The sequence below is a fragment of the Pseudonocardia oceani genome, from assembly GCF_019263585.2.
GTDB classification, from domain to species: Bacteria; Actinomycetota; Actinomycetes; order Mycobacteriales; family Pseudonocardiaceae; genus Pseudonocardia; species Pseudonocardia oceani.
The window spans coordinates 2,989,820-3,006,185 of sequence record NZ_JADQDF010000001.1 but is presented as its reverse complement, the minus strand read 5'-3'; the positions used below and the strand labels follow the sequence as shown (position 1 = coordinate 3,006,185).

Annotated in this window: 17 protein-coding genes; 14 read left to right on the top strand and 3 right to left on the bottom strand. The window is 74.7% G+C overall.

The features are described from left to right. Positions 1–214: 214 nt before the first annotated feature. From ftsH to I4I82_RS14990, 12 genes are all read left to right on the top strand, one after another. The gene (gene ftsH, locus I4I82_RS15045) at positions 215–2,656 is read left to right on the top strand and encodes an ATP-dependent zinc metalloprotease FtsH (RefSeq protein ID WP_225920602.1); all 2,442 of its coding nucleotides are present in this window, start codon (positions 215–217) and stop codon (positions 2,654–2,656) included. Further along, the gene (gene folE, locus I4I82_RS15040) at positions 2,653–3,279 is read left to right on the top strand and encodes a GTP cyclohydrolase I FolE (protein ID WP_218593764.1); all 627 of its coding nucleotides are present in this window, start codon (positions 2,653–2,655) and stop codon (positions 3,277–3,279) included. Before ftsH ends, folE begins: the two co-directional genes overlap by 4 nt. 5 nt (positions 3,280–3,284) lie before the next feature. Then, a complete protein-coding gene (gene folP, locus I4I82_RS15035) occupies positions 3,285–4,154 on the top strand; it encodes a dihydropteroate synthase (RefSeq protein ID WP_218593762.1) in 870 nt (289 codons plus the stop codon). Further along, a complete protein-coding gene (gene folB, locus I4I82_RS15030) occupies positions 4,151–4,537 on the top strand; it encodes a dihydroneopterin aldolase (protein ID WP_226370067.1) in 387 nt (128 codons plus the stop codon). Before folP ends, folB begins: the two co-directional genes overlap by 4 nt. Continuing rightward, entirely contained in the window at positions 4,534–5,031 is a 498-nt protein-coding gene (gene folK / locus I4I82_RS15025) for a 2-amino-4-hydroxy-6-hydroxymethyldihydropteridine diphosphokinase (RefSeq protein WP_218593761.1), read from the top strand. Before folB ends, folK begins: the two co-directional genes overlap by 4 nt. A gap of 47 nt (positions 5,032–5,078) precedes the next feature. Then, positions 5,079–5,552, top strand: a complete 474-nt coding sequence (locus tag I4I82_RS15020) for a DUF3180 domain-containing protein (protein ID WP_218593760.1) — start codon at positions 5,079–5,081, stop codon at positions 5,550–5,552. A gap of 28 nt (positions 5,553–5,580) precedes the next feature. Beyond that, the gene (locus I4I82_RS15015) at positions 5,581–6,888 is read left to right on the top strand and encodes a PrsW family intramembrane metalloprotease (RefSeq protein WP_218595806.1); all 1,308 of its coding nucleotides are present in this window, start codon (positions 5,581–5,583) and stop codon (positions 6,886–6,888) included. 551 nt (positions 6,889–7,439) lie between these two features. Further along, positions 7,440–7,970, top strand: coding sequence for an NlpC/P60 family protein (locus I4I82_RS34775; protein ID WP_308112788.1), 531 nt, complete (start codon positions 7,440–7,442; stop codon positions 7,968–7,970). Positions 7,971–7,995: 25 nt separating this feature from the next. Continuing rightward, positions 7,996–8,679, top strand: a complete 684-nt coding sequence (locus I4I82_RS15005; RefSeq protein WP_218593806.1) for an SDR family oxidoreductase — start codon at positions 7,996–7,998, stop codon at positions 8,677–8,679. 84 nt (positions 8,680–8,763) lie between these two features. Continuing rightward, a complete protein-coding gene (locus I4I82_RS15000) occupies positions 8,764–9,186 on the top strand; it encodes a DUF1707 SHOCT-like domain-containing protein (protein WP_226370066.1) in 423 nt (140 codons plus the stop codon). A 23-nt stretch (positions 9,187–9,209) separates the two neighbouring features. After that, on the top strand, positions 9,210–9,959 hold the full coding sequence (locus tag I4I82_RS14995; protein ID WP_218593805.1) for a UPF0158 family protein: 750 nt from the start codon (positions 9,210–9,212) through the stop codon (positions 9,957–9,959). Next, positions 9,956–10,405, top strand: coding sequence for a hypothetical protein (locus tag I4I82_RS14990; protein WP_218593804.1), 450 nt, complete (start codon positions 9,956–9,958; stop codon positions 10,403–10,405). Before I4I82_RS14995 ends, I4I82_RS14990 begins: the two co-directional genes overlap by 4 nt. A 1-nt stretch (position 10,406) precedes the next feature. Here I4I82_RS14990 and leuS read toward each other — a convergent pair whose 3' ends face one another. Further along, the gene (leuS, locus tag I4I82_RS14985; protein ID WP_218593803.1) at positions 10,407–13,253 is read right to left on the bottom strand and encodes a leucine--tRNA ligase; all 2,847 of its coding nucleotides are present in this window, start codon (positions 13,251–13,253) and stop codon (positions 10,407–10,409) included. A 184-nt stretch (positions 13,254–13,437) separates the two neighbouring features. On the opposite strand from leuS, the gene I4I82_RS14980 reads away from it, so the two are divergent. Next, the gene (locus I4I82_RS14980; protein ID WP_226370065.1) at positions 13,438–13,908 is read left to right on the top strand and encodes an SdpI family protein; all 471 of its coding nucleotides are present in this window, start codon (positions 13,438–13,440) and stop codon (positions 13,906–13,908) included. Here the strand turns inward: I4I82_RS14980 and I4I82_RS14975 are convergent. Together I4I82_RS14975 and I4I82_RS14970 are read right to left on the bottom strand one after the other, a co-directional pair. Then, positions 13,877–14,374: a DUF427 domain-containing protein gene (locus I4I82_RS14975; RefSeq protein WP_218595804.1), complete on the bottom strand. Its 498-nt coding sequence runs from the start codon at positions 14,372–14,374 to the stop codon at positions 13,877–13,879. The two genes, I4I82_RS14980 and I4I82_RS14975, sit on opposite strands and share 32 nt — an antisense overlap. 60 nt (positions 14,375–14,434) lie before the next feature. Next, on the bottom strand, positions 14,435–14,977 hold the full coding sequence (locus I4I82_RS14970; RefSeq protein WP_218596485.1) for a YqgE/AlgH family protein: 543 nt from the start codon (positions 14,975–14,977) through the stop codon (positions 14,435–14,437). Positions 14,978–15,064: 87 nt separating this feature from the next. Between I4I82_RS14970 and I4I82_RS14965 the strand changes: the two genes are divergently transcribed. Further along, the gene (locus I4I82_RS14965) at positions 15,065–16,366 is read left to right on the top strand and encodes an MFS transporter (protein WP_218595803.1); all 1,302 of its coding nucleotides are present in this window, start codon (positions 15,065–15,067) and stop codon (positions 16,364–16,366) included.

Sequence of the window (16,366 nt, the reverse complement as noted above, 5' to 3'; positions counted from 1 at the left end):
TGTACGGGTGACCGGGAACATCGCCCGCCCGGTGCTCGTTGACCACTCACAGACCCTGCCTGCGGGCATCGTCCCGCCGTCCCGGCGCAGTACCGCCCCCCGACCGCTACCCTGGTCGGATCAGGGCCGGTCGCGCCGCGTTCGCCGCGGACGCGGCCCCCTGGCAGGGAGTTTCTCACCAGGGAGGGTGAAGGCCGCCTCAGGCCGAAGCTGCATGGACCGCAAGCGCCTGCTCCGCAACCCGTTGATCTGGATCCTCGTCGCGGTCCTGGTCTACTTCACCTTCAGCCTGCTCTTCGACGACACGCGCGGCTACACCCGCGTCGACACGTCGGTGGCGCTCGCCCAGATCGACTCCGGCAACGTCACCGAGGCCCTCGTCGAGGACCGTGAGCAGCGCCTGCGCCTCACGCTGGCCCAGCCCGTCGACGGCAGCAGCGAGATCCTCACCCAGTACCCGGTGCAGACCAGCGACCGGATCGTGCAGGCCCTGCAGAACGCGCCCAACGGGCCCGCGTTCGACGTCGCCGTGCGCCAGGACTCGTTCCTGACCACGATGCTGATCTACCTGATCCCGCTCGGCCTCGTGCTGCTCGTCCTGTTCTGGATGATGAACAACGCCCAGGGCGGCGGCAACCGGGTCATGTCCTTCGGCAAGTCGAAGGCCAAGCAGCTCAACAAGGACATGCCGAAGACCACCTTCGGTGACGTCGCGGGGGCCGACGAGGCCGTCGAGGAGCTCTACGAGATCAAGGACTTCCTGCAGAACCCGCAGCGCTACCAGGCGCTCGGTGCGAAGATCCCGAAGGGTGTGCTGCTCTACGGCCCGCCCGGCACCGGCAAGACGCTGCTCGCGCGCGCCGTGGCCGGCGAGGCGGGCGTGCCGTTCTACACGATCTCGGGCTCCGACTTCGTCGAGATGTTCGTCGGCGTCGGCGCGTCCCGCGTGCGCGACCTGTTCGAGCAGGCCAAGCAGAACAGCCCCTGCATCATCTTCGTCGACGAGATCGACGCGGTCGGCCGCCAGCGCGGCGCCGGTCTGGGCGGCGGCCACGACGAGCGCGAGCAGACGCTCAACCAGCTGCTCGTCGAGATGGACGGCTTCGACGCCCGCGGCGGCATCATCCTCATCGCCGCCACGAACCGCCCGGACATCCTCGACCCCGCGCTGCTGCGCCCGGGCCGCTTCGACCGCCAGATCCCGGTCGGCGCCCCCGACATGGCCGGCCGCCGCGCGATCCTGCAGGTGCACTCCGCGGGCAAGCCGTTCGCGCCCGACGTCGACTTCGAGTCGCTCGCCAAGCGCACGGTCGGCATGTCCGGCGCCGACCTGGCCAACGTCATCAACGAGGCCGCGCTGCTCACCGCGCGCGAGAACGCCACGCTGATCAACGGGGCGGCGCTGGAGGAGTCGGTCGACCGCGTCGTCGGCGGCCCGCGCCGCAAGGGCAAGATCATCTCCGAGCAGGAGCGAAAGATCACGGCCTACCACGAGGGCGGGCACGCGCTCGCCGCGTGGGCCATGCCCGACCTGGAGCCGGTCTACAAGCTCACGATCCTGCCCCGCGGGCGCACCGGCGGGCACGCGCTCGTCGTGCCCGAGGACGACAAGGGCCTGATGACACGCTCGGAGATGATCGGGCGCCTGGTGTTCGCGATGGGCGGCCGCTCGGCCGAGGAGCTCGTCTTCCACGAGCCCACCACCGGCGCGTCCTCCGACATCGACCAGGCCACGAAGATCGCCCGCGCGATGGTCACCGAGTACGGCATGAGCGCCCGCCTGGGTGCGGTGCGCTACGGCCAGGAGCAGGGCGACCCGTTCCTGGGCCGCTCGATGGGCAACAAGGCCGACTACTCGCTCGAGGTCGCCCACGAGATCGACGAGGAGGTGCGCAAGCTGATCGAGGCCGCGCACACCGAGGCGTGGGACATCCTCAACAGCTACCGCGACGTGCTCGACGAGCTGGTGTTCGAGCTCCTGGAGAAGGAGACGCTCACCCGCAAGGACCTCGAGCGCATCTTCGACAAGGTGGAGAAGCGGCCGCGGATCACCGCGTTCAACGACTTCGGCGGGCGCACCCCGTCGGACAAGCCGCCGATCCTCACCCCGGCCGAGCGCGCCAAGGAGCGCGGCGAGCCCTGGCCGCCGCACGCCGAGCCCACCCGCGAGCCCACGCCCGTCGGCTCGTTCCCCGGCGGCGCGCCGCACGGCGTGCCGGCCGCCGGCCCGACCGGCGGCTCGCCCGCGCCCGGCCCGCAGGGCGGCGGTCACCCCGGCGGGTTCCCGGCCCACAGGCCGTCCACCCCGCACCAGAGCTGGGGCACCCCGGTGCCGCCGCCGCAGGACGGGCGTCCGACGTCGGTGCCGCACAACTACGGCGCCCCGCCGGACTGGCGCCCGGCCACCACGCCGAGCGGCCAGACCTGGCCTCCCGCGGGCCAGTGGCAGCCGCCGCAGCAGCAGCCCCCCGTCGCACCACCGTGGGACCGCCCGACCACGGGCAACGGCACCGGTGACGTCCCGGGCACCAACGGAAACGGCACCCCGAACGGCACGGGCCACGGAAACGGCACCGCGGGCAACGGGCACGCCACGCCGCCCGTCGACGGCACCGACCCCGACGGCGCCCACCCCGACCACGGCGGTCCGCGCTGAGCGCCGGGCTCCCCGGAGGCGCGCTCCGCACGGCGGCCGGCACCAACGGCCGTCCGGTCGTCGACCGCGCACGGGCCGAGGCCGCCGTCCGGGAGCTGCTGATCGCCGTCGGGGAGGACCCCGACCGCGAGGGCCTGCGGGAGACCCCGGCCCGGGTCGCCCGCGCCTACGAGGAGATCTTCGCCGGGCTCTACACCGACCCCGACGCCGTCCTCGAGAAGACCTTCGACGAGTCGCACCGCGAGCTGATCCTCGTCAAGGACATCCCGATGTTCAGCACGTGCGAGCACCACCTCGTGCCCTTTCACGGCATGGCGCACGTCGGCTACATCCCGGGCGAGAACGGGCGGGTCACCGGCCTGTCCAAGATCGCCCGGGTCGTCGACCTCTACGCGCGGCGCCCGCAGGTGCAGGAGCGGCTCACCGGGCAGGTCGCCGACGCGCTCGTGCGCAAGCTCGCGCCGCGCGGCGTCATCGTCGTCATGGAGGCCGAGCACCTCTGCATGGGCATGCGCGGCATCCGCAAGCCCGGGTCGCGCACGATGACCTCCGCCGTGCGGGGGCTGTTCCAGACGTCGCCCTCCTCACGTGCCGAGGCGTACTCGCTGATCCGGGGTACCTGACGGTCATGCACCTGCCGCACCCCGGGCGTTGCGCCGTCCTCGGCGTCCTGAACGTCACGCCCGACTCCTTCTCCGACGGCGGCCGGTACCTCGACCGCGAGCACGCGGTCGCGCACGGGGTCGCCATGCGCGACGCCGGCGCCGACCTCGTCGACGTCGGGGGCGAGTCCACCCGCCCCGGCGCCGGCCGCGTCGACCCCGCCACCGAGGCCGACCGCGTGGTCCCGGTGATCCGCGACCTCGTCGCCGAGGGCGTGCGCGTCAGCGTCGACACCACCCGGGCCGCCGTGGCCGAGGCGGCCGTCGAGGCGGGCGCCACGCTGGTCAACGACGTGTCCGGCGGCCTCGCCGACCCGCGGATGGCCGCCGTCGTCGCCGCGGCGCGGGTGCCGTGGATCCTCATGCACTGGCGCGGGCACAGCGACCGGATGAGCGAGCTGGCCTCCTACGAGGACGTCATCGGCGAGGTGCGCGCCGAGCTGGTCGCGCGCGCCGACGCCGCGGTGCTCGCGGGCGTCGACCCGGGCCTGCTCGTGCTCGACCCCGGCCTCGGCTTCGCCAAGACCGCCGCGCACAACTGGGCGCTGCTGCGCCGGCTCGACGTGCTCGTCGCTCTGGGCTTCCCGGTGCTGGTCGGGGCCTCGCGCAAGCGGTTCCTCGGCGAGCTCCTGGCCGACGCCGACGGCGCGCCCCGCCCGACCCCGGGCCGCGACGGCGCCACTGCCGCGATCACCGCGCTCGCCGCCCACGCCGGCGCGTGGGGGGTGCGGGTGCACGACGTCGACGCGAGCATGGACGCCGTCGCCGTCGCGTCCGCCTGGCAGCTCGGCGCCTCGCGGGCCCGCACCGGCCCCCCGGCCAACCCGCACTCGTGAAGCCCGGGGAGGACGTGCTCGGCGGCGACCGCATCGAGCTGCGCGGCCTGCGGGTCCGCGGGCACCACGGCGTGTTCGACCACGAGCGCCGCGACGGCCAGGACTTCGTCGTCGACGTCACGGTGTGGATGGACCTCGCCCCCGCCGCCGCGTCCGACGACCTCGCCGACACGCTGCACTACGGCGAGCTCGCGCAGCGCGCGGCCGACATCGTCGGCGGCGAGCCGTGCGACCTCATCGAGACCGTGGCCGCCCGCATCGCCGACGATGTGCTCACCGACCCGCGCGTGGGCGCCGTCGAGGTGGTGCTGCACAAGCCGCAGGCACCGATCCCGGTGGAGTTCGCCGACGTGGCGGTGGTGGCGCGGCGGTCGCGGTCATGAGCCGCGCGGTGCTCTCCCTGGGCTCCAACCTCGGCGACCGGGTCGCACACCTGCGCGCCGCGGTCGCCGGGTTCGCCGACGTGCTCGTCGGCGTCTCCCCGGTGTACGAGACGGCGCCGTGGGGCGGGGTCGACCAGGACGACTTCCTCAACGCCGTGATCGTCGTCGACGACCCCGGCGCCGACGCCTGGGAGTGGCTGCGCCGCGGCCAGGCCCTGGAGGACGCGTCGGGCCGGGTGCGCGAGGTCCGCTGGGGCCCGCGGACGCTCGACGTCGACGTCGTCACGGTCACCGGCGACGACGGGCCGGTCGAGAGCGACCATCCCGACCTGCTTCTCCCGCACCCCGGCACGCCCGAGCGGGCCACGGTGCTGCGTCCGTGGCTCGACGTCGACCCCGACGCCGTCCTGCCCGGCCACGGCCCGGTCGCCGTGCTGCTGACCGCGCTGGGCGCGGACGCGGAGGACGGGATGCGGCCGGGGCCCGCGCTGTGAGGGGGACGCAGCGGTGAAGGGGACGCAGCGGTGAAGGGGACGCAGCGGTGAGCGGCCCGCTCGTCACGGCCACGCGCCCGCGCGACCTGCTGATCGCCGCGCTCGTGACCGCAGTCGTCGCCAACCTGCTGGTCCGGCTCACCTACGGCTCGCTGCCCTCGATCCCCGCCGCGGCCGGAGCCACGCTCGCAGCGCTCGGCGTCGCCGAGGCCCTCGGCGGGCGCGCGCTGCGGGCGCGCATCGAGCGGCGCCCGGGCACGACCCCGGTGCCCCCGCTGGTGGCCGCGCGCGCGGTGCTCGTCGCCCGGGCCTCGTCGATGGCCGGCGCCATCATGGCCGGGGCCTGGGCCGGGCTGCTGGTGCACGCCCTGCCGCGCTCCGCGGAGATCGCCGCGGCGGCCGGCGACGCGGTCGCGGGCACGGTCGGGATCCTGTCCGCACTGGTGTTGGTGGGCGGCGCGCTGTGGCTCGAGCGGTGCTGCCGGACCCCCGACGACGACCAGCCCGGTCGCGCGCGGTGACCGACCCCGGCCCGTAGGCTCCGGTGCCATGGCGCAGGTGACACAGGGGTGGGGCGCGCCGCCGCCGCTGCCGACGTCGGACCGGCAGCGCCGGTTCGTCCTCGGCCCGGTCCTCGGGCTGCTGGCCCTGGCGATCTGCGGTCTGGTGGTCATCGGGCTCGTGGCGGGCAGCGTGGGCCCGGGCGGGGTGGTCGTCGGCGCGCTGTGCGCCCTGCTGCCGGTCGGGCCGGTCGTCGCCGCGTTCCTGTGGATCGACCGCTGGGAGCCCGAGCCGCCGCGGCTGCTGCTGTTCGCGTTCCTGTGGGGCGCCTGCTTCGCCACCCTGTCGGCGCTGCTCATCAACTCCGGCGCCGCGCTGCTGATCGACGAGCTCACCGGCCAGGGCGACGTCTACGGGGCCGTGATCGTGGCGCCCGTCGTCGAGGAGGCGTTCAAGGGTGTCTTCCTCGTCGGCCTGCTGGTCTTCCGCTACCGCGAGTTCGACGGGATCGTCGACGGCATCGTCTACGCCGGGCTGGTGGCGGCCGGCTTCGCGTTCACCGAGAACATCCTCTACATCGGGCGGGCCTTCGCCGAGGACTCCGTCGCGGGCCAGAGCGGCGCGGTGCTCGGCGTGCTGCTGGTGCGCGGGGTGCTCTCGCCGTTCGCGCACCCGCTGTTCACGGCGATGACCGGCATCGGCGCGGGCATCGCGGCGCGCCACCGCAGCCCCGTGGTGCGGGTCGTCGCGATCGCCGTGGGCTACGTCGTCGCGGTGTTCCTGCACGCCCTGTGGAACGGCTCGGCCACCATCGCGGGCGGCGGGGTGTTCCTGGGCGTCTACGCGTTCGTGATGCTGCCGCTGTTCCTCGTGATGATCGGCGTGGTCGTGTGGCAGCGCCGCCGCGAGCAGCGCACGGTGGCCGACCAGCTCCCGCTGTTCGCGCAGGCCGGCTGGATCGCGCCGAGCGAGGTGCCCCTGCTGTCGAGCCTGGCCGGGCGCCGGGGCTGGCAGGCCGCGGTGCGTCGCCGCTCGGGCCGCGCCACCGCCAAGGCGGTCGTGGAGTACCAGATGGCCGTCACCGAGCTCGCGTTCCTGCGGGCCCGCATCGCCCGCGGCACGGTCGGGTCGTCGGCGCCGATCTGGCACGAGCAGGCACTGGGCACGCTGCGGCGGGCGCGGGCCGCGGCCGTCGGGCACCCGGAGGCGCTGACGGTGGCGATGGCCCACCGGGGCCCGCAGAACTGGACCCCGCCGCCGCCCGGGCCGCCCCCGCCCCCGATGGCCGGGCCGCAGTCGTGGCCGCCGCCCCCGCCGTACGGCGGCCCCGGGCCGCGCCCGCCGTGGCAACGCTGAACCATCGCAGCGCCCTTATTTGCTTCGCTCCTGCAACCTTTTCACCACGATCCGGCGCTTTCGTTCCGGAAGTGCTTTCACCCGTCTGGTCGTATCACGGGTCTATCTCAGCGGAAACGACGTCGCAGGTCACCCGCTCGCCAGTGCCGATCGCGTGATCGACTGGATCCCCTCCGTGTAATTCGTCCCTCTGCGCACCATTTCCGGTGAGCACGGTCACAAGAAAGAGGAGCGCGGAATGAGAGTTGCGTCATCCATTCCGCAGTAATCCGTTCGTAATGTCGCGGACGGCCTCGCGACACCACTGCTCATCCGGAGCGGAGGGCGCGGGGTCACCGTCCGGACGGGCGGGGAACGGCGCGCCGGTCACCACGACGGCACCCGCCAGGCCAGAACCTCGACGGCGTTCCCCGTACGACCGCCGCGTGCTCCCCGGCCCGCGATCGCCGTCCGACGGTGCGCACCCTGAGGAACCGTCTGTGCCGATCCACCCCGCGTCCACCCCCACCGCGACGCACCACCTCCGCTCGTACGTGACCCGTGCTGCCGTCGTGGCCACCGCTTCCGCCGCCGCCGCGGTCCTGGCGGTCATCCCCGCCACCGCCGACGCCCCGGCCGCCGCCCCCGCGGTCGCCGCGGCCCCGGTCGCCACCGCACCGGCCGCTCCCGTCGTGGACACCCGCGTCGCGCAGGTCGCCGTCACCGCCCCCCTGGCCGCGGCCCCCGCCGCGGCGTCCTCGGCCCGCGCGTCCGCCGTGTCGCTCGCGCTGTCCAAGGTCGGGTCCCCCTACCGCTGGGGCGCCAGCGGCCCGTCGGCGTTCGACTGCTCCGGGCTCGTCAACTGGGCCTTCGAGCGGGCCGGCATCGACGTCCCGCGCACCTCGCGCGCGCTGTCGCAGACCGGCACCCCGGTCTCCCGCGGCGACCTCCGCCCCGGTGACCTGGTGTTCTTCTACTCGCCGGTGAGCCACGTCGGCATCTACATCGGCGACGGGCAGATGGTGCACGCCAGCACGTCCGGCAAGCCGGTGGCGATCGCCTCGATCGACCGCAGCTCGTACAACTCGGCCCGCCGCATCTGATCCACACGGGATAGGGTGCGGCGCCATGAAGCCCGTCGCGCTCGTCACCGGTGCGTCCCGGGGTATCGGGGCCGCCGTCGCCCGCGCGCTCGCGCCCGGTCACGACCTGCTCCTGGGCGGGCGTGACCAGGCCGCGCTGGCGGCGCTGGCCGCCGAGCTCCCCGGCTCGCGGGCCTGGCCCGTCGAGCTGACCGACGCCGCTGCGCTGGCCGAGGCCACCGCCGGCATCGAGCGGCTCGACGTGCTCGTGCACTCCGCGGGTGTCGGGCTGCTCGGCACCGTCGCCGACACCCCGGCCGCCACCTGGCGCCGCCAGTTCGAGGTCAACGTCGTCGCCGTCGCCGAGCTCACCCGGCTGCTGCTGCCCGCCCTGCGGGCCGCGCGCGGCCGGGTGGTCCTCGTCAACTCCGGCGCGGGGCTCACCGCCCGCCCGGGCTGGGGCTCCTACGCCGCCAGCAAGTTCGCGCTGCGCGCCTTCGCCGACGCGCTGCGCGCCGAGGAGGCCGCCGCGGGCGTCCGGGTCACCTCGGTGCACCCCGGACGCGTCGACACCGACATGCAGCGGGCCGTCGTCGCGCACGAGGGCGGCGAGTACGACCCGGGCTCCTACCTGCGGCCCGAGTCGGTGGCAGGCGCGGTGCTGCTCGCCGTCACGGCCCCGCCGGACGCCGCCCTCACCGAGATGGTGCTGCGGCCGGCGGGCGCCTGACACCCCTCGCCGGCACCTGACAACTGTCACCGGACCGCGTCCGCACGGTGCGCCGGCGACCCCGGCGCGCCTACTGTGGAGAGCGTGAGCGGGGACATCGAACGCGCCGGGATGAGGGCCTCCGACGCCGACCGCGCCGCCGTGGCCCAGCGGCTCCGGCACGCCGTCGACGAGGGCAGGCTCGACCTGTCCGACTACGACGAGCGCCTGCGCGACACCTACGCCTCCCGGACCTACGGCGAGCTCGCGGAGATCACCGCCGACCTCCCGGCGCCGGCCGCCGTGCCGCTGGTGAAGGCCGGGTCGACAGCCGTTGCCAAGCGGGAGGGCCCGGGTGAGGAGTGGCGCTCCTGGGCGGGCACCGCGGTCGTCCTCATCACGATCTGGGGCATCACCTCGGTCGCGTCCGGCGGCTTCCTGTTCTTCTGGCCGATGTTCCCGATCGGCATCTGGGGGGCGATCCTGCTCGCTTCGGCGCTCGGCGGCCGTTCGCACGGTTCGCACTGACCCCGCAGCGGTACCGTGGACAGATGCTCGATCCGGAGTCGGTTGATCTCGACGAGCTGTGCGCGGCGCTCGAGGACCGCACGCCCGGGACGTCGTGGTGGATCGACCCCGGCACCGGTGCGATCTCCTCGCACCTGGCCGACGTCGGAGCGCCCCGGCCGTCGGGCGTGCGCATCCGGCGGACCGAGTCGCGCGAGAGCTACCAGGACATGGCCCAGTTCGTGGCCGCCGTGCACCACCGCCGCGCCGCCGACCTGCTCGACCGCGCGATCAGCGGCCCCGGCGCGTTCCGCCGGTTCAAGGACACCCTCTTCGAGTTCCCGGAGCTGCGCGACCAGTGGTTCCGCTACCGCGGCGCACGGGCCCGGCGCCGGGCGGTGCACTGGCTGGCCGACGTCGAGCTGATCGGCCGCGCCGACGCCGAGCGCCTCGCGGCCGCCATCCCCGACCCCGTCGCGCGCGACGAGGACCTGCCCGCGGCCGTCGCCGTCGACCTGGGGATGCTCTACGGCGACCGCCTGGAGCAGGTGCTGCTGTTCGGGTCGTGGGTGCGCGGGAACGGACCGGGGGAGTTCGACCTGCAGCTCCTCGTCGTGCTGTCGGACCTGCGCTGGCCGTGGGAGGAGCTCCACCGCATGGACGATGTGCTGTGGCGCCACACCGAGCGCACCGGGTTCACCGTCACCGCACTGCCCGTGAGCGCCGCCCAGCTCGCCGACCCGCACACGCCCCTGCTCGCGCGGGCCGCCGCCGAGGCGAGGCTGATCGCGTGAGCAGCGGTGTCGGGGTTGCGCGGGCCCGCGAAGAGCTGTTCGCCGCGCACCTGCTGGGCACCACCGGGTTCGCCGCGCAGGCCGTCGCGCTGGCCTACCGGGCCGCGTTGGCCGCCGCCGAGGCGGCGCTGCTGGAGCTGGGCCGCGCACCCGGTCCCGAGCCGGCCGCGGTCGTTGCCGCGTTCCTGCGGCACGTCGTGGCCGAGCGCGGGCTCGACCCCGAGGCCGGGCGCATGCTGCGGTCCCTGCACAACCGGGCCGAGCTCGCCCACGACGACGGGTCCGTGCCCACCGGCGAGGGACCGACGGCGATCAAGGACGCCTCGCTGGTGGTCGATACCGTCGAGGCGTGGCTGACGCACTCCGACTTCGTCGCGATCGCCCGGAGCGCCCCGAAGGCCCAGCGGGCGGCCCCGAAGCCGAGGCCGCCGCGCAAGCGCCGGTAGGTCAGACGACCACGTTCACCAGGCGGCCCGGCACCACGATCAGCTTGCGCGGGGGCTTGCCGCCCAGCGCGCCCGCCACCTTCTCGTCGGCCAGCGCTGCCGCCTCGACGTCGGCGGGGGAGGCGTCGGCGGCCACCGTGATCCGCGAGCGGACCTTGCCGTTGACCTGGATCGGGTACTCGACCGTGTCGGCCACCAGGTAGCGCTCGTCGGCCACCGGGAACGCCGCGTAGGCCAGCGAGTCCTCGTGGCCCAGCAGCGACCACAGCTCCTCGGCGATGTGCGGCGTCAGGGGGGCCATCATCAGCACCAGCGCCTCGGCAACCGGGCGCGGCACGCCGGTGCCCGCCTTGGTCAGGTGGTTGTTCAGCTCGATCAGCTTCGCCGCGGCCGTGTTGTAGTGCAGCGCCTGGTAGTCGGCGTGCACGCCGGCGATGGCCTTGTGCAGCGCGCGCAGCGTGGCCGCGTCGGGCTCGGCGTCGGTGACCCGCACCTCGCCCGTCGTCTCGTCGACCAGGTTGCGCCACACCCGCTGCAGGAACCGCTGCGAGCCGATCACGTCGCGCGTCGACCACGGGCGGGAGACGTCCATGGGGCCGGTCGACATCTCGTAGAGCCGGAACGTGTCGGCGCCGTAGCGCTCGCACATCTCGTCGGGCGTGACGACGTTCTTCAGCGACTTGCCCATCTTCCCGTACTCCCGGGAGACGGGTGCGTCGTTCCACGTGAAACCGCCGGCGCCGTCGTCGACGACCTCCTCCGCAGGCACGTAGGTGCCGCGGGCGTCGGTGTAGGCGAACGCCTGGATGTAGCCCTGGTTGAACAGTCGGCGGAACGGCTCCTCGGAGCTCACGTGCCCCAGGTCGTGCAGCACCTTGTGCCAGAATCGGGCGTACAGCAGGTGCAGGACGGCGTGCTCGACGCCGCCGACGTACAGGTCGACGCCGCCCGGGTCGCCGGGGCGCTCGGGGTCGGCCCCCAGCCAGTAGCGCTCGATCTCGGGGTCGACGAAGCGCTCGTGGTTGTCGGGATCCAGGTAGCGCAGGTGGTACCAGCACGAGCCGGCCCACTGCGGCATCGTGTTCGTCTCGCGGCGGTAGGACGCCGGGACCGGCGCTCCCCCGTCCGTGGAGGGCAGAGTGAGCTCGGTCACGACCCAGTCCTCGTTGCGCGACAGCGGCGGCTCGGGCTCGGTGTCGGCCGCGTCGGGGTCGTAGGTCTTGGGGGAGTAGTCGTCGATCTCGGGCAGCTCGACGGGCAGCTCGGAGTCGGGCAGGCCCACGGGCAGGCCCTCGGCGTCCCAGACGACCGGGAAGGGCTCGCCCCAGTAGCGCTGGCGGGAGAACAACCAGTCGCGCAGCTTGTACTGCGTGACCGCCTCGCCGTCGCCGCGGGCGACCAGCCAGTCGGTGATCGCGCGCTTGGCGTCGGTGACGCCCAGCCCGTCCAGGCTGATCTCCTCGTTGGCCGAGTTGATCGCCGGGCCGTCGCCGGTGAACGCCTCGCCCTCCCAGTCGCCCGGGTCGACGGTGCGCACGATCGGCAGGCCGAACGTCGTCGCGAAGTCCCAGTCGCGCTGGTCCTGGCCGGGCACGGCCATGATCGCGCCGGTGCCGTAGCCCATCAGGACGTAGTCGGCGACGAACACCGGCAGCAGCGCACCGTTGACCGGGTTCACGGCGTACGCGCCGGTGAAGACGCCGGTCTTCTCCTTGTTCTCCTGGCGGTCCAGGTCGGACTTGCGGCCCGCCTCGAACCGGTAGTCCTCGACGGCCAGCGCGGGCGTGCCCGCCCCGCCCGTCCAGCGCTCGTCGGTGCCCTCGGGCCACTCCAGCGGGGTCAGGCTCCCGACCAGCGGGTGCTCGGGCGCCAGTACGACGTAGGTGGCCCCGAACAGCGTGTCGGGGCGGGTCGTGAAGACCTCGATGTCGGCGGGGGCACCGCTGCCGGTGGCGGTGCCGAACTTGACGCGGGCGCCCTCGGAGCGGCCGATCCAGTTGCGCTGCATCGCCTTGACGGAATCGGGCCAGTCGAGGCGGTCCAGGTCGGCGACCAGGCGGTCGGAGTACGCGGTGATCCGCATCATCCACTGCTTCAGGCTGCGCCGGAACACGGGGAAGTTGCCGCGCTCGCTGCGTCCGTCGGCGGTGACCTCCTCGTTGGCCAGCACCGTGCCCAGCCCCGGGCACCAGTTGACGGGGGCCTCGGAGATGTAGGCCAGGCGGTGGCCGTCGATGACCTTGCGCTGCTCGACGCGCGACAGCTCGTCCCACGGGCCGCGGGTGCCGGCGGCGTACTCGGCCTCCAGCTCGGCGATGGGACGGGCTCGCTGCTGCTCGGGGTCGTACCAGGAGTTGTAGATCTGCAGGAAGATCCACTGCGTCCACCGGTAGAACTCGACGTCGGTGGTGGCGACGGTGCGCCGGTCGTCGTGGGCCAGGCCCAGCTGCCGCAGCTGCTCCTTGTAGCGCCGGATGTTGGCCTCGGTGGTGGTGCGCGGGTGCGTGCCCGTCTGCACGGCGTACTGCTCGGCGGGCAGGCCGAACGAGTCGAAGCCCATCGTGTGCAGGACCGTGCGGCCGTTCATCCGCAGGTAGCGACCCAGGACGTCGGTGCCGATGAAGCCCAGCGGGTGCCCGACGTGCAGCCCCGACCCCGAGGGGTACGGGAACATGTCCATCAGGTAGACCTTCGCGCCCGCGTCCGGGCCGGGGAGGCTGGGCGTGTGGAACGTGCCCTCGCGCTCCCAGCGGTCCTGCCAGCGGCGCTCGATGTCGGCGGCCAGCGCGGCGCCGTAGCGGAACGGCGGGGCGTCGGTGTCGGCGACGGTGCTGGTGTCGGTGCTCATGTCCATCCCGGTGATGTCGTGTGGGCCCGGAAAGCAAGGAACCCCTCCGCCGTGAGGCAGGAGGGGTCGCCGCGCCGGGGTCGGTGTCAGACCGGCGCGGCCTCGAGGAGAAGGCGACGGGCCACGTGACCAGCGTAGCCCCGGTCCCGGCCGGGCCGCGCCCGGGTTGACCTACCCTGGTCGGGTGCCTCTCGTGCCCCGCCTGGTCCTCGCCGCGCTGTTCGTGATCGCCGGTCTGGCGCTGCTCGCCGTGGCGGTGCTCGGGGCGCGCGGGCGGCTGCCGCGCAACCGCTGGGCCGGCGTCCGCACCCCGGAGACCCTGGCGTCCGACGCGGCCTTCGCCCTGGCCAACCGGGTCGCCGCCGCACCGCTCGGGGCGGCCGGTGCGGTCGCCGTCGTGGGCGGGGCGGTGCTGGCCGCGGGCCCGGCGGGGGCCGTGTCCGTCGTCGTGCTGGTCGTCACCGCGCTCGGCGCGCTGGTGCTCGCCGTGTTCGGCGGGATGGTCGGTCAGCGGGCCGCCGCGGCGGTGCCCGTCCCCGCGGCCGCCCCGGCCTGCGCCGGCGCGTGCGCGGGCTGCGACCTCGTCGCCGGCTGCCGCCCGGCCGCCGCTACCAGCCCCGCCGCTACCAGCCCCACGAGCCCGGACCGCCCTTGAACGGGCCCACCACCTCCGGCGTCACCCAGCCGCCGTAGAAGCCGCCGGGCTGGGGGTCCACCCGCACACCGTCGAGGGTGATCTCGTCGAACGCGGCCGCGTAGACGGCCACCCGGTCCAGCAGTGACGGGTAGCGCCGGTCGGGCTCGGGGTACCACCAGCCGACCTCGCGCAGCGGCTCCGCACCGGGCACCACGACGTCGACGTAGCGGGCCACGCCCTTCCACTCGCAGAACGTCGTGCGCTCGACGGGCACCAGGAACTCACCGAACGCGGTGCGCGGCAGGTAGAACGTGGGCGGGTGACTGGTCTCCAGCACGCGCACGAGGTCGGTGGTGTCGGCGACGACCGCGCCGCCGTGACGCAGCACCGCACGGCGGTGGTCGGGCTCGGCGTGCGGCGGACGGGGGTAGTCCCAGACGGACTCCTGGCCGGGACCTGCGGGTTCGGGGCGGGGGCGGGGCACGTCCCCATCCTGGGCCCGCCCGGGCGGCGGCGCGCGCCGACCGCCCCTCTCGACCGCTGCCTAGTTGAGCTTGACGTCGTCGGGGAACGTCGCGAGCAGCGCGACCGGCACGCCCTGGCGGCGCAGCACCCGCGCCCACAGCTCCGGGCCGTGCCCGGCGACGACGTCGTCGGGCAGCGCGGGCACGACGATCCAGTCGCCGCGCTCGATCTCCCCGGCGAGCTGGCGGGCGTCCCAGCCGGAGTAGCCGGCGAACACGCGCAGCCCGCGCAGGCGCGGCGCCAGCGACGACGGGTCGCCGTCGAGGTCGACCAGGGCGACCGGGCCGCGGACCGGCACCAGCCCGTCCACCCCGTCGACGGTCTGGCCGGTGCGCAGCGCGGCCAGGCAGAGCGCGGTCTCCGCCTCCACCGGCCCCCCGACGAACACCGCCTGCGGGATCGACGACAGCGGCGCCCACGTGGGCAGGACGTCCTGGACGGTGACCTCGCTCGGCCGGTTCAGCACCACCCCGAGGCTGCCCTCCGGGCGGTGCTCGATGACGTAGACGACGGTCCGCCTGAAGTTCGGGTCGAGCAGTCCGGGCGCGGCGACGAGCAGCATCCCGGGCGCGACGCCGGGCGGGTCAGCAGGGCGCTCGTCCACCACGGGACCATCGTCGCACCCGCACCCGTGCGTAGCCTTCCCCCCGTGCCGACGACCCCGACCCCGTCGTCCCCCGACGACCGGCTCGGGCTCGCGGGTCTGGTCCGCACCCCCGGGTACGTCCGGCTGCTCCTGCTGCGGTTCTCCGCGCAGTGGGGCGACGGCGTGTTCCAGGCCGCGCTCGGCGGGGCGCTGCTGTTCAACCCCGAGCGCCAGGCCGACCCGCTGGCCGTGGCCGCCGGGCTCGCGGTGCTGCTGCTGCCGTACTCGCTGATCGGACCGTTCGCGGGAGCGCTGCTCGACCGCTGGGACCGCCGCCAGGTGCTGCTGTGGGCCAACCTCCTGCGCGGCGCGCTCGTGCTCGTCGTCGCCGCGGTGGTGGCGTCGGGGATCACGGGGCCGGGGCTGTACGCGGCCGCGCTGTCGGCCGCCGGGGTCGCGCGGTTCGTGCTGGCCGGGCTGTCGACGGCGCTGCCGCACGTCGTGCCGCGCCGGCACCTCGTCGAGGCCAACGCGCTGGCCGTCACGGCCGGGGCCGGCGTCTCGGCGCTGGGCGGAGCGAGCGCGGTGGGGCTGCGCGCGCTGTTCGGGGCGGGCGACGCCGGGTCGGCGGCCACGGTGGCCGTCGCCGTCGTGGGGTCGCTGCTGGCCGCGGCCGCCGCCGTGCGGTTCCGGCGCGGACAGCTGGGTCCCGACGCCGCCGACCCCCGCACCACCGCCGACGCCGTGCTCCGCGGGTTCGCCGACGGGACGCGGGCCGTCGCGGCGACGCCGTCGGTCGCGGCGACGTTCCTCGCGCTCGCCGCGCACCGCCTGGCGTTCGGCGTCACCACGCTCGTGACGCTGCTGCTGTTCCGCTACGCCTTCACCGACCAGGGCCTGCTGCGCTCCGGGTTCGCCGGGCTCGGCGAGGCGGTGGTGCTGGCGGCGGCCGGGCTGGGCCTCGCGGCGCTGGTCACGCCGTGGCTCGTGCGGCGGTGGGGCCGGGCGCGCACGGTGCGGACCGCGCTGGTTGTCGCCGCGGTGACGCAGCTCGGGCTGGCCGCGCTGCTGAGCCTGCCCGCCGTGATGGTGGCGGCGTTCGTCGTCGGGCTGGCGGGGCAGGTCGTGAAGCTGTGCACCGACTCCGCCGTGCAGGGGGAGGCGGGCGACGGCGTCCTGGGGCGGGTGTTCGCGCTCTACGACATCGTCTTCAACGTCGGCTACGTGCTCGCGGTGGCCGCCACGGCGCTGCTGAGCCCGCCCGACGGCCGGGCGCCGTGGCTGCTGGCCGGGGCGGCGCTGCTCTACGTGGTCGGGCTGCTGGCGCACGACGCGCAGCTGCGCCGCACCCGTGAGCGGATATGA